The organism is Paenibacillus sp. MDV22-iso6, from assembly GCF_058408365.1.
This window is the reverse complement of the sequence record NZ_JBZVDZ010000002.1, coordinates 503720-519678: the sequence shown is the minus strand read 5'-3', so window position 1 is coordinate 519678 and position 15959 is coordinate 503720. Positions and strand designations below refer to the sequence as shown.

At 44.7% G+C, this 15959-nt stretch carries 8 protein-coding genes; 5 read left to right on the top strand and 3 right to left on the bottom strand.

The genetic code is table 11. The features are described from left to right. Window positions 1–88 precede the first annotated feature (88 nt). Together AC4PM4_RS08535 and AC4PM4_RS08530 are read left to right on the top strand one after the other, a co-directional pair. Window positions 89–1375 (top strand): hypothetical protein, encoded by a 1287-nt coding sequence (locus AC4PM4_RS08535; protein ID WP_063564454.1) that lies wholly within the window; start codon window positions 89–91, stop codon window positions 1373–1375. Between the two features lie 198 nt (window positions 1376–1573). Beyond that, a complete protein-coding gene (locus AC4PM4_RS08530) occupies window positions 1574–3202 on the top strand; it encodes a helix-turn-helix domain-containing protein (RefSeq protein ID WP_176854586.1) in 1629 nt (542 codons plus the stop codon). Window positions 3203–3299: 97 nt separating this feature from the next. On the opposite strand, the gene AC4PM4_RS08525 is transcribed toward AC4PM4_RS08530, so the two are convergent. Then, a complete protein-coding gene (locus AC4PM4_RS08525) occupies window positions 3300–3872 on the bottom strand; it encodes a GbsR/MarR family transcriptional regulator (RefSeq protein ID WP_063564456.1) in 573 nt (190 codons plus the stop codon). Between the two features lie 497 nt (window positions 3873–4369). On the opposite strand from AC4PM4_RS08525, the gene AC4PM4_RS08520 reads away from it, so the two are divergent. The 3 genes from AC4PM4_RS08520 (at window position 4370) to AC4PM4_RS08510 (ending at window position 9618) form a co-directional block, all read left to right on the top strand. Then, window positions 4370–5599 (top strand): quaternary amine ABC transporter ATP-binding protein, encoded by a 1230-nt coding sequence (locus AC4PM4_RS08520; RefSeq protein WP_063564457.1) that lies wholly within the window; start codon window positions 4370–4372, stop codon window positions 5597–5599. After that, a complete protein-coding gene (locus AC4PM4_RS08515) occupies window positions 5565–8156 on the top strand; it encodes a glycine betaine ABC transporter substrate-binding protein (RefSeq protein WP_090953153.1) in 2592 nt (863 codons plus the stop codon). Before AC4PM4_RS08520 ends, AC4PM4_RS08515 begins: the two co-directional genes overlap by 35 nt. Before the next feature lie 104 nt (window positions 8157–8260). Continuing rightward, a protein-coding gene (locus AC4PM4_RS08510; RefSeq protein WP_269053646.1) for an IS3 family transposase occupies window positions 8261–9618 on the top strand; the annotation gives its coding sequence in 2 pieces (ribosomal slippage) (window positions 8261–8714 and window positions 8714–9618; 1359 coding nt in all). A 168-nt stretch (window positions 9619–9786) separates the two neighbouring features. On the opposite strand, the gene AC4PM4_RS08505 is transcribed toward AC4PM4_RS08510, so the two are convergent. Together AC4PM4_RS08505 and AC4PM4_RS08500 are read right to left on the bottom strand one after the other, a co-directional pair. Then, window positions 9787–9999, bottom strand: coding sequence for an immunity 17 family protein (locus AC4PM4_RS08505; RefSeq protein ID WP_064640044.1), 213 nt, complete (start codon window positions 9997–9999; stop codon window positions 9787–9789). Window positions 10000–10154: 155 nt separating this feature from the next. Then, window positions 10155–15710, bottom strand: a complete 5556-nt coding sequence (locus AC4PM4_RS08500; RefSeq protein ID WP_491613342.1) for an S-layer homology domain-containing protein — start codon at window positions 15708–15710, stop codon at window positions 10155–10157. Between the last annotated feature and the right edge of the window lie 249 nt (window positions 15711–15959).

The window sequence follows — 15959 nt, the reverse complement described above, 5'->3', positions numbered from 1 at the left end:
GTGTAACATATTTTCCATAGTTTACCGATATAACGTAAGGTGATAATGTGTTACTTACATACATAAAAAGAAGGGTGACGATTGATTTATGAACAAATGGTCTACACGTATGCATCGCACGGTTTGCACCTTGCTGCTGTTCACACTGATCACGGCAGCAGTGCTTGGAGGCGGAGCCAATGCTCATGCAGCTTCCCTCAGCCAAACTACGGTATATTATGAGTCCGATGGTGTATTGTACAAAGTATCCGGTGACGGAAGCGGAACTACAGAGGTATTGCTTGATTTTGAAGGAGATGGTCTGTCTGCGGCTGGAACCTATCTCTATTACACTCGTTCCGAGTCTTCCACAACGCTGCTTCGCGTTCCCAATGACGGTTCTAGTGATTCCGCTGAAACGTATGCGACAGATGTATTGAGCTACTTTACGGATAACGGGTTCATCTATTATATGGATTCCAAAGGAACGATCTATCGTGGAAATGGCAATAGCGAAGCTTCCGCTGCCACCAAAATTGCAGACAAAGCAGATACAGATTTCCCGCTGCTCGCCGTAACGAAAGGCCGTGTATATTATAACGGGCTCGTTAATGGAAACCCATGGATCGTTTCTAAGGCATCCAATGGAAGCGGAGCAGTGCAACGAATTGCTGCTGGTGCAGTAGAGAGTCGTTATTTTATGAACGTGGCCAAAAACGAACTGCAATTGATGGTGAACACTGACCCATACGAGCAGTACTACTCTACCAACGCCATTATCATGTACAAGGTAAACTACAATACAGGCAAAGGTACAGCAGTTAATCCCAAAGCAAAGCTGGATGTGAACGCTGTTTATGCTGGTGGCTGGGGCAACAATCTGTATGTGTACAACAAAGGCATCAAGCTGGATAGCAACAAGGATTATGATTATTCAACAGGCAAAGCCTTTGCATTAACCACTTCTGGCAAAACACTTCAGATTCATAGTAAGAGCATCCGGGAGGTCAATCCACTGGGTACGGATAAGGTTGTCGTTGTGGATGCAGACAAAAAGGCGTATGCCAAAACCATCGCCGGGAACAAGGTATCCAAATCTGCCAACCTGAATTTGAACAGTGTCACTTTCGTAACTGCTCAGTTGACCAACGGAACACCAACTATTGCATATCTATCCGGTACAAATGGTCTTTATTCCGTGAGCACAGCTCTCAAAGTAACCAAGCTTGCTGGAGAGGAATGGTCAACGTTCCAGCTTCATGACGATGTTCCGGGCATGTTCTACATCAACGCAAATGATCTCTATCGGCTGTATCATGTGCAAGCCAATGGCACAGGCAAAAAGGTGCTAAGCGACGTTTTCCTGGATGATATCCTGTTGGTCGTGCCAAACTAACCCACGCATGTGGGTATAGACTTATAGAGACTTATAGCTATCTCAACATTCTAGTTTCAAATATAGAGGATAACTCTAAAGCCATCACGGCTCTGGGTATCCTCTTTTTTTCATGTCCAAAACTATTTTTCAAAAACATCTTCCATATGAGAATGATAATTGTTATCATTAAGAAAATAAGACAAAAGGATGGTCCGTATGACTGAACAGCTTTCCTTCATTTCTGAAACCTCATCTCTACCGCTCCTCTCTTCCATGTGCCGTGTACGGCGCGGGGAGCATTTCCGTGTGCAGGGCAAGACGGTGTCCCGGCCCATGCTCTGTCTTATTTTACAAGGAGACGGTGTTCTGGTCTTGAACGATACAGTCTATACCGCCGAAGCCAATCAACTGTATGTTCTTAAGCCAGGAACAACGATTGAGGCGGCTGCACGCTCGGCTGTTACGGAGTTTATAATACTTAGCATGGATACGGTATGTTTGCAGCAAGTGCGTGGCCAATGGAAAATGTCCTCCTCTTCTGGTTTCCCGCTGGATTGGGAGACAGGCAGACTGATGGTTCGTCATGACCAACAAGCCAGAGCGCGAGTTGAACAATTGTATGAAGCCTACCGCGGCGTTCACCCCGATCACTTTATCAGTATACATAGCCAGCTGCACGAGCTTTTGCAGTATCTCTCGGAGAACCGGCTTGAAGAAAATTATGAGAAGGTCGATCCGGCGCTTGAACGCAGCATTATGTATATGAAAAGGTTCATGAGTGAAGGTATCAGCATGGATCAACTGGCCAAAATTGCCGGATTGACGCCAAGCTCCTATTCTCGCAGTTTCAAGAAAGCCAAGGGCATGTCACCTACCGATTATCTGAATCGCTTACGGATTGACGAGGCCAAAAAACAGCTCAAGCAGGAAACATGTGTAATCAAAGACGTCGCCGTATCTGTTGGCTATGGCAATGAATATTATTTTAGCCGCAAATTCAAACAAACCTTGGGGATCGCACCCAGCCTATATATGAAAAAAGACCAAATTCGCGTGGCTACCGCGTCCAGAATGGGACTTCATGAGAACCTCTCTTCGCTCGGATTGTCTCCCGTAGCTGCAATGGACGGATTCCATGATCGGGAGCTTGATGAAGTCGAGCAGCAGCAGCGGCTATCCACACAATTGGAGAAATTACGTCAGGCCAAGCCGGACCTGATTATCGGTGACTTTTATCATCAACCCTTTTACGATAAGCTCAAAAGTATTGCACCTACGGTTATCATGGATCAGGCCCATGAATGGAAAGAAAATCATGTACGCTTGGCTGAACTGGTCGGACGGGAGCAGCAGGCCTTACAGAATTTCAAACAGCTTGAGCTTCGCAACCTTGATATCGGACTCCGTTTGAAGCATCATTTCGGGCAAGAACGTATTATGCTTATGCAGGTTACGAATCAGTCTATCCGGCTCCAGGAAAATATCGAGCATCCATTAAATCGCCTTATCTACGGTGAACTTGGACTGAACCCTGCACAGATCATATGTACAGACTTAATGACAGATGAGTATGCGGCAGATAGCATCCCCATGCTGGATACGGATCATCTGTTCATGAACCGCGTCTCCAATACTCCTGCCAGTGAGAAACTGCTTCGGCGTATGAAACAAACTACAGCCTGGAATCGATCTCCAGCCGTGTTGAAAGGTAACGTACACGATATATCCGATTGGTCTGTACGATCCTGGACCCCCAGCGGACGCCATCAGATCATGGACGAACTGGAACAGATCGTTCAGCAGCTTGTGACCTTATCACGTGTGGGATTAATCGGCCAATTGTAAAGCATGTGTTTTTCTTCATTATAAATGTACAAGTGCGTAACCCCCAAGACAAAAGAGCCCTCTCCAATTCGGAAAGGGCTCTTTGCTTTTGCTGTTATTAATGTTCCTTAATCTCTTCCTTCGGAACCAGTTTGTATATTTCTTCATCTTCCATGGTATCAATCAAGCGATCCAGCCATTTGTAGTAGGCCTCTGCTTGAAGCACCTTATGCTTGTCTTCCTTAAGAATGTGAAGAAGTTCAGCATCTGCTTGTTCATCCAGATCAGCAATCAAACGATTCAGTTCATCAACGGATTTGCGCAGTACCTGAAGGTTACTCTCCACGGCTTTTCTCCATTTAATCACAAAATAATCCGTAAACGTCTGATGCCAGTCATACTCCACTTCATATAGGTCTTTCCGGGAGCCTTTGCTCCATACTTTATTCACCATTTTTAGATCCAGCAGTGTACGTACGCCGGTACTCATGCTCGTTTTGCTCATTTCCATTTCCCGGCCCATATCGTCAAGGGTCATAGGTTTGTCTGCAAAAAAAAGCAATCCATATAAGTGTCCCGTGGACAGCGTAACGCCGTAGAGATCCATATTACGCCCAATGGCTTCAATGACGCGTTTACGGATCCTAAGAACGGTTGCCTGCTGTTCCTCTTGTAAATGGTCCAAGCTCATGCTTGCAACCTCCATTCTCAACATTCCCAGTCTCGGCAAAATAATTGCAACTGTTTAAGATCCGGCTTACATGGGAAAGTATCCGGCAGGACATCCTATATGCCAACAGGCTTTAGGTTACCCCATGTATTTCATGGGAGCTTGACCAAGTTGCAAACGCCTACGACTATCTTTTAACCAAAAAAAACTGCTTAGATTCAGCACATTTTCTATTGTAGAAAAAGCGATATCAAATGTAAAGGTGTCTTATTAGCCAGAATAAGGAGAATGACGGAGCATATGGACGGAAAACTTTGTACAGTTTTTACTGTACAAACATTATGTACTGTTTATTCGGTTGCTATACGGGTTAAGTATTGTTAGAATACAAAACGTTACCCAGAAAGACGGGAAGCGAAGCAACGATTACCGGATTTCGTGGCTGGGCGCACAAGTGTATGGGCTTGTGGATGCTGAAAGCCGTTCGAAGTGCACAACACATCAGAAGGGGTGAAAACATGACCATACTTGAAGTAAAAAATGTAAGTAAACTGTTTGGACCCCAAACCGAGCAAGGTCTACAATTACTGGAGCAAGGTTGGGGCAAAGAAAAGTTGGCCAAAGAAAAACAGATAACGGTTGGTGTCAACCGGGTCAACATGGAAATTCAGGAAGGTGAAATTTTCGTCATCATGGGACTGTCCGGAAGTGGTAAGTCTACACTTGTTCGAATGTTCAATCGTCTGATTGAACCGACATCGGGAGAGATTCTTGTCCATGGTAAAGATCTACGTAAGATGAACAAAGAACAATTGCGCGAAGTGCGTCGGAAAACGATCAGCATGGTATTCCAGAAGTTTGCGTTATTCCCGCACCGTACCGTTCTTGATAATGTGGAGTATGGACTCGAAGTTCAAAAGGTAGATAAAGATGAACGTCGGGAAAAAGCAAAAACGTCGCTTGAACTGGTTGGCCTTAAAGGCTGGGAAGACAAAATGCCGGATGAGCTGAGTGGCGGGATGCAGCAACGTGTAGGTTTGGCTCGTGCGCTGGCGAATGACCCGGAAGTCCTGTTAATGGATGAAGCATTCAGTGCACTTGATCCACTGATTCGTCGTGATATGCAGGATGAGCTGATTGAGCTTCAGGATAAAATGAAAAAGACCATTATTTTCATTACCCATGACTTGGACGAAGCGCTGCGCATCGGCGATCGTATTGCCCTCATGAAAGACGGCGCAGTCGTGCAGATCGGTACTCCGGAAGAAATCATGATTCAACCGGCCAACTCATATGTGGCCCGCTTCGTCGAAGACGTGGACTTGTCCAAGGTCCTTACCGCATCTCATGTTATGCGACGTCCTGAAACGATTACGCTTGACCGTGGTCCTCGTGTTGCCCTCGAATTAATGCGCGAACGTGGTATTTCCAACCTGTTTGTCATTGACCGTTCGAAGAAGCTGCTTGGTGTTATTACAGCAGAGGATGCAACCCGCGCAATGCGCGAAAACAAAGTGTTGAACGATATTCTGATTACGGATGGGCCGACTGTAGCGCCTGAAACCCTGATTCATGAATTGTTCGAAATTGTAAGTTCAGCCCATGTGCCGCTCGCTGTTGTTGGCGAAACCGGCCGTCTGCAAGGTGTTATCGTCCGCGGTGCCCTGCTTGGAGCACTAAGCGGTGAAGTTGCAGTAAAGGAGGAACTTGTGAATGATTCCCAAAATACCACTAGCATCGTGGATTGAAGCGATTGTTGACTGGATGAGCACCTCGCTCTCCGGATTATTTAAAGTCATTTCTGTTGTTATTCAGGAGGTTGTCGGATTTTTCTCCGGGCTGTTCATGCTCCCCCATCCGCTCCTGTTTATTGTAATACTCGGTGTATTGGCATATCTTGTTGGCCGAATACCACTGACCCTGTTTACAGTTATCGGTTTCTTGCTCGTAGATAACCTCGGATATTGGTCCCAATCGATGGATACTTTGGGCCTCGTTATTACGTCAGGATTAGTCTCCATTCTGCTTGGTGTTCCCATCGGTATCTGGCTCGCATACAGCAAAACTGCAGCCCGGATTATTACACCATTGCTTGACTTTATGCAGACCATGCCTGCATTTGTCTACTTGCTGCCAGCGGTAACCTTCTTCAGCCTTGGTGTGGTTCCCGGTGTTATCGCGTCCGTTATATTCGCGATTCCACCTACGATTCGCCTGACTCACCTCGGAATTAAGCAGGTATCTGGCGAACTGGTCGAAGCAGCGGATGCTTTTGGTTCTACGTCCATGCAAAAGTTGTTCAAAGTACAGCTTCCACTCGCATTGCCTACCGTAATGTCAGGGATTAACCAAACCATCATGCTGTCGCTGTCCATGGTTGTTATTGCTTCCATGATCGGTGCACAGGGTATTGGTGCGGAAGTCTATCGTGCGGTAACACAGTTGCAGATTGGTAAAGGTTTTGAAGCTGGTCTGGCTGTCGTGGTTCTTGCGATCGTACTTGACCGTTTCACTCAAAATCTGTTTATGCCAGGCCGTAAGAAAAGCTCACGCTTCTCAGCGAAACAAAAAGCCTGGATTACCGCTGCAGCCACATTTGTTGTGCTCGTAGCTGGTTTCTCACAATACTTTGTTGGCGGCAACAGTACTTCTGCCGGCGGTAACAACACTCCAGCGAATGCTGTAGGTGAAGAAGTCAAATATCAGATCATTGGTATTGATCCGGGTGCAGGCATTATGAAATCCGCTGCCAAAGCCATTGAAGATTATCATTTGACGGACTGGACCCTGATTGAAGGATCTGGTGCAGCGATGACCGCCACACTGGACAAAGCCATTAAAGCGGAAGAACCGATCATTATTACAGGCTGGACTCCACACTGGATGTTCAACAAATATGATCTAAAATATCTGGATGATCCCGAAAAATCTTTCGGTGATGCTGAAGAAATTCACACCATCGCACGTAAAGGCTTGAAAGGAGATCACCCGGTTGCTTATGAATTCCTGTCCCGTTTCCAATGGACATCAGATGAAATGGGCGAAATGATGAGTGCCATCCAAAATGGTACATCTCCAGAAGAAGCCGCAAAAGACTACGCTGAGAAACATGCAGACCAGATTGACGAATGGACCAAAGGTCTGACGCCAGTTAACGGTGATGCATTTAAACTTAGCTATGTAGCCTGGGATTCCGAGATCGCTAGTACTAACCTGTTGAAATATGTCATGGAAAGCAAACTTGGCTATAAAGTTAACGCCCTGCAAGTTGAAGCTGGACCTATGTGGACGGGTGTCGCCTCAGGCGACGTAGATGCCTCTCCAGCAGCTTGGCTGCCATTGACTCACGCTGACTACTGGGAACGTTACAAAGACCAGGTGGATGATCTGGGAGCCAACATGACCGGTGTACGCACAGGGCTCGTTGTTCCTGCATACATGACAGACGTTAATTCGATTGCAGATTTGGAAACAGGTGCTTCTTCCTCCACTCCATCGGCGAATGCCAATGTGGGAAATGAAGTGAATCACCAAATTATCGGTATCGATCCAGGTGCCGGAATTATGAAATCCACAGCGAGTGCCATTGAGAAATACGGTTTGTCTGACTGGAAACTGGTTGAAGGTTCAGGAGCCGCAATGACAGCTACGCTGGATAAAGCGGTTAAGAATAAGGAACCGGTTATCGTTACCGGTTGGACACCGCATTGGATGTTCAATGCATATGACCTGAAATACCTGGACGATCCGGAAGGCGTCTACGGTGAAGCAGAACAAATTCATACCATTGCCCGTAAAGGGTTAAAGGAAGACAAACCTGTCGCTTATGAATTCCTGGATCGCTTCTCCTGGACACCTGAGGATATGGGTGAAATCATGGTTGCCATTCAAAACGGAGAAGATCCCCAAAAAGCCGCAGCAGCTTTTGCAGAGAAGCATAGCGACAAAGTGGCTGAATGGACCAAAGGTCTGACTCCGGTGAATGGAGATTCCATTAAACTAAGTTACGTAGCTTGGGACTCCGAGATTGCAAGTACGAACTTGCTGGAGTACATCCTTAAAGAAAAACTGGGTTACAAAGTAACCTCTCTTCAAGTGGAGATCGGTCCAATGTGGACCGGCATTGCCAATGGTGATGTAGATGCAACTCCAGCTGCATGGTTGCCGCTCACCTCTGCAGATTATTTCAACAAATACAAGGATCAGATCGATGATCTCGGTCCAAATATGGACGGTGCCAAAACAGGTCTGGTTGTACCAACCTATATGGACATCAATTCCATTGAAGATTTAAAAGATAATTAAACCAGATTGAGATGGATAAACCTGAATTTGGCAAAAAGACCACCGGAATTTTGAACTGCACCCCAATTGTTAGACACAACTACCAATTGAGGTGCAGTTTTTTTATGACTAAATTCAGTTCAGAAGAAAAAGTACAAGCCGTTATGCGTTATGAAAAGGGATCAGAAAGCTTGAAAAGCATTGCAAAATCGATCGGGATTCACCATTCTGTCTTTTTAAACTGGATTAAACAATATGAGCATCATGGTGAAAAAGCTTTTATAAAGGGCTATACATCATATCCTACTCAGATTAAACTAGACGTACTTCATTATATGAACGAATTTGGGACGTCTGTTAGAGAAACGGCTGCTATATTTAATATACCTAGCCATAGTACCCTTTTAAGTTGGCAAAAAAGCCTGGAATTACAAGGGATAGACGCCCTTCAATTAAAGAAAAAGGGGCGCTCATCCATGAAAAAAGGATCTAAAGCACAGAAGGACCAAACACTAGTAGAAGGATCTGTAGAGGCTTTACAAGTAGAGGTAGAGCGTTTGAAAATGGAGAATGCTTATTTAAAAAAGTTGAATGCCTTAGTTCGAAACAAGGAAAAATCACCAAACAAGACAAAGCTCAAGTAGTCTATGAACTAAGGAACGAATTTTCGGTGAAAGCACTTCTACAGCTAGCAGGTATCCCTCGTAGCACGTATTATTACGTCGTAAAAGCGTTTGGTACGGTAGACAAGGATTTAGAGCTAAAAGACATGATACAAGCGATTTATAAGGAGCATGAGGGACGCTATGGTTATCGTCGTATTCGCGATGAGTTAACCAATCGTGGACACCATGTGAATCATAAAAAGGTACAGCGTTTGATGAAAGTATTGGGATTAAAGTGTTTGGTGCGTATGAAAAAATATCGTTCGTATAAAGGGGCCATTGGCAAGATCGCACCGAACCTATTAGAACGCAATTTCCATGCTGAAAGGCCAAACGAGAAGTGGGTTACGGACATTACAGAGTTTAAATTGTTCGGAGAAAAACTATATTTATCTCCCATGCTTGATCTGTATAACGGAGAAATCATTACATATACGATTGGTTCAAGACCGGTCTACTCGCTTGTTTCCACAATGTTAGATCAAGCATTTTGCAGTTTAACAAATGAAGATAAACTCCTTATTCATTCGGATCAAGGCTGGCACTACCAGATGAGACCGTATCGTCATGCCCTTAAAGAACGTGGCATCACACAAAGTATGTCCCGTAAAGGGAACTGTTACGATAACGCCGTCATGGAGAACTTCTTTGGCATCATGAAATCCGAGTTCTTGTATTTAAAGGAATTTGAAAACATCTCACATTTCAAACAAGAACTATCCAAATACATCGATTATTACAACAACAAACGCATTAAGGCAAAACTAAAAGGCATGAGTCCGGTACGGTACCGGATTCATGCCCAACAAGTTGCTTAAAGATATAATGTGTCTAACTTTACGGGGTCACTTCAAAATTTCGGTGGTCTTTTTTAGTGTAACTTTTAATTGATTAGGTAAGCTAATGGGTTAAAGCTATCAGGTGTTTAAAGCTGTGAAACTGAATTATGTATTCAGACTCTACAAATTTCTTTTCTTTTTCTACGCTTACCCAATCAGCAACAATAATACGCCAATGGTAATCAGCACAATACCAAAAATCCCATACACCACTCTTGCACCCTGACGTCCAATGGTTTTCACAAAGAGACCTGCTCTAAAACTCTTCATAAACCAATCCCAATTATTGATTCCACCCAACAAACTGAAAATCCCTGCGGCAATAGCCAATAGTGCGATTAAAACCGGTTGATCTTGCATTTCAACACTCCTTCAATATAATCCTGTCTACTATACCTTCCTCTGGTAAAAATGAACAGTCATTAATTAGTAAAAAACAGCTTGCAGATGAAGGTCTGCAAGCTGTTCTCATTAGAGTATTGGCTTCCTTTTCATAGGAAGATTGACTAGTCTTATTACTTCGCCTGAAACTCACTCGCTGACATCAACAGGGTTACAACTTCAGCACGAGTTGCTTCAACGAGTGGATTAAACATGTTCTTGCCTGTACCTTTCACCAGTCCTGCATCATATGCAGCTGCGATATAAGGTACGGCCCATGCAGGTACTTTATTTGCATCTGCAAAGGTTAGTGTGGCATTCGATTTAACTGGAAGTCCGAGCGCTCTTACGAGCATAACCGTCATCTCTACACGGGATACTTTGCCGGATGCACGGAACGTCTCATCCGTATAGCCACTAATGATCCCTTGTTCTACAGCTTGAGCAATAAAGGATTGTGCCCATGCTGGAATTTTGGAAGCATCCTTAAACGTCAACGCCTTGCTGCTGGCCGGAAGTTCAAATGCTCTTGCCAGCATTACAATGAATTCGGCGCGTGTTGCCGGTCCATTTGGACGGAAATTACCGTCCTGATATCCATTCACAATTCCCCGGGAAATGGCTTGCTCAATGGCAACTGCTGCCCAGTGATTGCCGATATCTTTCAAAATCATACCCGGATTGGTTGGTGTAGTACCTCCTCCATTCCCATTCCCCGGAACGGAAGGTGTTGTAGGCGTGGTCGGAGTTGTTGGATCTGTTGGTGTTACAGGTGTGGTTGGTGTCGTTGTACCTCCACCACTATTACCACTGCCCGGATTGCTTCCGTTGCCATCCCCCGGAAGTGGAGCTCCCTTCAGATCGGTACTGCGTCCTTCCGTTGTCTGATTTACCGTACCTACACGGTCCAGATGTTCATGGAAGACTTCATAATCGACCAAGTTCAGTTCATAGTACCGGTTGTCATCCTTCGCCGCTCTCATGGACCGATAGAAGTCTCCACCGTTAGCCATAAACGAGTTCGTCGCTACGATGTAGTATGCGTTTGGATCGATGTCTGTGTACGTGCCATTGGCATTCTTAATCTGTACTTTGAGCACGCGTTGACCGACTTGGGTCACCGTATTGGTTATAGCGTCAACTTTCTCGCCCGGCTTCGTGGAATCATAGTAGAAACGCATGCCTGAAACTTGCGGGAAGCGCCCTTCGCCTGTTTCTACACCACTCACGCCATTTTCCAGCGCAGCCGTAATTTCCTTACCTGTCATTTTTAGCGCAGACAGGTTGTTTCCATTTGGCATCATTTTCAGCAATTGTTCCAGGGTGATGTCTCCCTCCTTGAACGATTCCCGAATGCCTCCACCATTTTGAATGGCGACATATCCTTTAACATTGTTTTCCTTCACAATAGATTTTACTTTCTCTAGCATGCCGTCTGCTACCAGGTTACCGAGATTGGTTTCCTGCTTACGCACACTGCCGCGTTCTCCATCAAGGAATACGTTCGTTTTACCGATTACTTCTTTTTTGAACTCAGCCAGAGGTTTCGCATAGCTTTCTAATTTCTTGGCTGCTTCCGGATCATTGGCGTAGACGTATGCACCAGAGGCATCCTTTGCATCCAGGTTCAGCAATTTGCCGTTCCATGTTGTCAGTACGCCTGCTTCGTTGAACGTTACATCCAGTTGACCCAGGGAAACGTCATATTCTCCCGTCTGTACGACCAGCGTCGGATCGGTGTGCGTATCTACAACCACCGGTTTGTTCAGAATGGTGTGTGAATGACCACCCACTACGATGTCGATGCCTTCTACCGCTTCTGCTAGTTTCAGGTCTTCCGAGTAACCCAGATGCGTCAGCGCGATGATTTTGTTAATACCTTCATCTTGCAGCATGTTCACTGTTGCCTGCGCACTTGCTTTGTAATCCTTAAACTTCAGATCATCTCCCGGTGATGACAGGGATACGGTATCCGGTGTCGTCAAACCAAAGATTCCGACTTTCTCGCCGTTTACTTCCGTGATAATGGCCGGATAGATTTGGGAATTCTTACCTGGATTTCCGATGGTACTGTTGTACAAGCCACCCAAACTCGCATCCTTCGTATAGTCAATATTGGCACTCACAAATGGGAATTCTGCTTTTTCAATAAATTTCTTGAGTACGCTTGGGCCTTTATCAAACTCATGGTTTCCGAAGGTCATCGCATCGTATCCGATCATGTTCATGAATTCGAGATCCGCCAGACCGTTAAAGAGGTTAAAGTACAATGTACCCGAGAATACGTCCCCTGCATCCAGCACCAGGGTGTTATCATTGCGTGTTTCTTTAATAGCTGTTACGCGGCGCGGGATGTTATCCAAATGCGCGTGCGTATCATTGGTGTGCAACACACGCAGGTTGAAGTCACCCTCTTCTGCTGTGCTTCCAATGCTTAGCTGTGCAAGCAACGGATCATGGTCACTGACACGCCCATGTGAATCTTCGAAGTCAGCATTCACATGAACCGCTTCAATAGCTGCTGTTTCAGACAGATTTTTGCTCACCAGAATATGATCCAGTGTCTGAGAGTTTCCATCATAGATGTAGGAATAACGCTTGTTCTCTGGCAGTTTGTTTACCAAATTATCCAGTTCATTACCTTCGATAATATTCAATGTTTTGGAGAACTGGAAGTCATTGAAGTCGCCAAGAACAGCAACATTCACCTCAGGGTCTTTGTGGATTAATTCAGTTACAAATTCATTGACAATCGTTGCTTGCTGCGCACGTTGCACTTCGCTGCTGCGGGTTGCAGGCTGGACATTTCCAAATGGGGCTAAATCCCCACCTTTGGAGTTGAAATGGTTAGCGATAACAACTACACGTTCACCATTAAATTCAAACTCTGCCGTGAGCGGTTTTCTTGAAGTTTTGAAAGCGACATTATTCGGTTGAATGCGCCCTGGATTCAGCGACAAGTTTCCAATTGCATCGAGGGCAAGCGCTGTTATTGCATCACCTTTGGTACCTGCTTTTAAGGATACCCGATCCGGATTGTACAGGAACCCTACACGAATGTTGCCCCCAGTTGCTCCACCATCCATATTATTTAGCGGTGCAATATCGGTATACTGATAACTTGGTCCATTATTGCTTTTAATTGCATCCAGAAGCGTTTTGAAGCTCTCACTCGCATCTGTGTTTCCGCTATCTGTTGCGCCGTCGTTATCCTGAACTTCCATGATCCCTATAATATCAGGGCTTTTTAGATTGTTAACGATAATTTTACCGATTTTGTTTCCACGTGCTGCATCTTTTTTACTGAAGTTCTCTACGTTGAATGTAGCAATAGTCAACTTGTCTTGTTGTGATTCAATTGAGGTTGTTGCCTGTTTCAAACCACTGGATGTAATCGGAGGTAAATCGCCTTCCAAGGTGACCTTATAATTACCACTCGAATAAGAAATCACACCATTAATCGGGCCTGCAAATTTATCACCCGTGGTCACAGCTTGAGAAGGTTTTTTATTAATGAATAAGCGTTGAGGATTTAGAGAACTTTCAAACTCTCCAGCTCCATCTCTACTTAAGATTAGTCCTCCTGCCGGGGTCTGCAATGGATTATTAGGTTCGTTGTCTACCGTCACTGCTAATCCAGGATTGTAGGAATAAGGTCCAAGAATAGTAGCATTATCTAACTGAATACGCATGCCTTCCAGACTTTCATAGAAATCAATGGCATCCACGTCCGGGTTGAATTCGCTCAATCCATCCGAATCAATGACATTCGGTATTACGCGACCACCTTTTCCAATGATTACGGGTTGTGGCAATTCAACATTGGGTTGTTCCAACGTAATCTCAGAAGCTACAATTTCAGTGGTTGGCAGGTCTGTTGCGCTTGCTGCATACTCTTTGACTTGACCTGAAACCTTAACTTGATGCTGGATTTTCATTCCATGATCTTTCTTATAGATTAAAATCCCCTCAGAAGTTGCCGGATCTCCATCTTCCTGACCAGGAATGGATTGCATATAGAATGAATCTACGTTAACAACAGATGTAACTACACCTTCTACATTCTGGACTTTCAGTCCGTCATAAATGGAATAATGGCCTGCTCCCTGAATTTCGTGAATACGTACACCATCAAGTCGATCCACCGCAGTATACTCAAAAGAAAAAATGGTGCTTACTCTGCTATCAGCAGTGGCAACAGCTTTAATGATTTGATCTTGATTAATCGTAATAGGCTGTGTGTATTCCGTTGAATTCACAGTTGGTTCAGAACCGTCCAGTGTATAGAAAATTTGGGCACCTACATAAGGGGAAGACAACGTAACTTCCGTTCCTTTTACAATACCACCGGAAGGTGTGCTCGCTGTTACGGAGAGCAAATCCTCCAGAATATCCGACGCCGTTCGAGGAATCAACTCCAGACCGTAAGTGGAATGGTACGTCAAGACTCCTGTCACTTTATGATAAGATTTGCCAACGGAGAGAGCAGACGGGCTGTTTTTGGCATAAATCAGCATTTCACCGCCATGTTCATCTGTCGCCGTGTAAGTGGGCGTGTTGCTTTTTGTCACTTGAATATTGTTTACTTCGACAAGCATCCCTTCATACTGCCCTCCAGAACCCTTACTCCCCCCCGCGCCAGAAGCAAAATGGGAAGAATTGAGTGGTACAGGTGAAGGTAGATCCTGTGACTTTTCGACAGTCCGAATATATCCACCCTGAAATCCCGATTTGCTTGCTTCAACCTGGATAAGGCCGTTGTAGATCGTAATTGGGCCGTAGACTTCAATTCGGTCTCCCACTTCCACACCAGAAGCATTACCGCGCACAACGATCCCGGCATCGTTAGCCTGAATATACAGATTGGATACACTTCCGGATAATTCGCTGTAAGTTACAATGCCTTGAACGGTAACGGTCGTATTTTCAATTGCTTTTCTTGCATCAGAGATGGAAATAGGGCTGTTGTCGATGATGGTGTAGTCAAAACTGATAACATCACTATTGTCGATCCCCTCTTTGGCTGCGTAGGTTTCAATGTGAGTTGCATCATTTACCGTGATGGGCACGGTGTAGGGAAGATAATCAACATCCGTATTCTGTTTGTAGTATACAGTTGCACCGACTGTGGTTGTTTCCAAGGCCACCTGGGTCCCTGTTGGAACAGCGCCGGAAGTAGGATTAGCTGTGACGTTTGCCACTTTAGTTACTGGAGTCTCATCGATCAGTTGGAAGGTTGTTGAAGAGGAGTCAATGTATTTGAGGCCAGGAAGAGAAAGATAGGAAGCTAACGTTCCATTGGTTATCCTGACTTTTTTACCAAACAGCTCGGGATTTTTATTTAATCCAAATATGTCACGTACGGAGGTATCACTGGGAATTTGAACAGACATAATCTTGCTTAAATCCCTTTCCCCTGGAGTATCGGCAAGTCCGAAATTACTTCCTCCACTAAACGGAGCTTCGGTTTGAAGTTGGTTTTTAGAATTATTGTTAAAGTACCCGATAACGTATCCTTCTACTGTCCCCGGTAGTCCATCATTGTTGCGAGCTATCGCCTGAGCAACCGTTAACGGCTCATCCGCCGCGGCTGCCTTACTGCTGAACAATCCGGCTGGAATGGCACCCGTGATGAGCAGGACCATGGCCAGGAACAACCTGAGCCACCTCTTCATTTGCAGAACATGCATCTTTTACCTACCTCCATGTTTTAAATTCATAATCATTTGTTCATGAAGCTTGTACATTAGTTCAAATATAAGATAACTGAACTTCTATTACGTGTAAACAATATTCTTTTTAAATGATATAAAATAGAACACAAACATCACAAAATTGATGACAAAAAATAAAAATAGGTAAAAAAGTACTACTTTACAGCTTTTATATGTCAGATTTATTACTTTTATAGTGAATTTCTGTGTATAAAAACCTATATT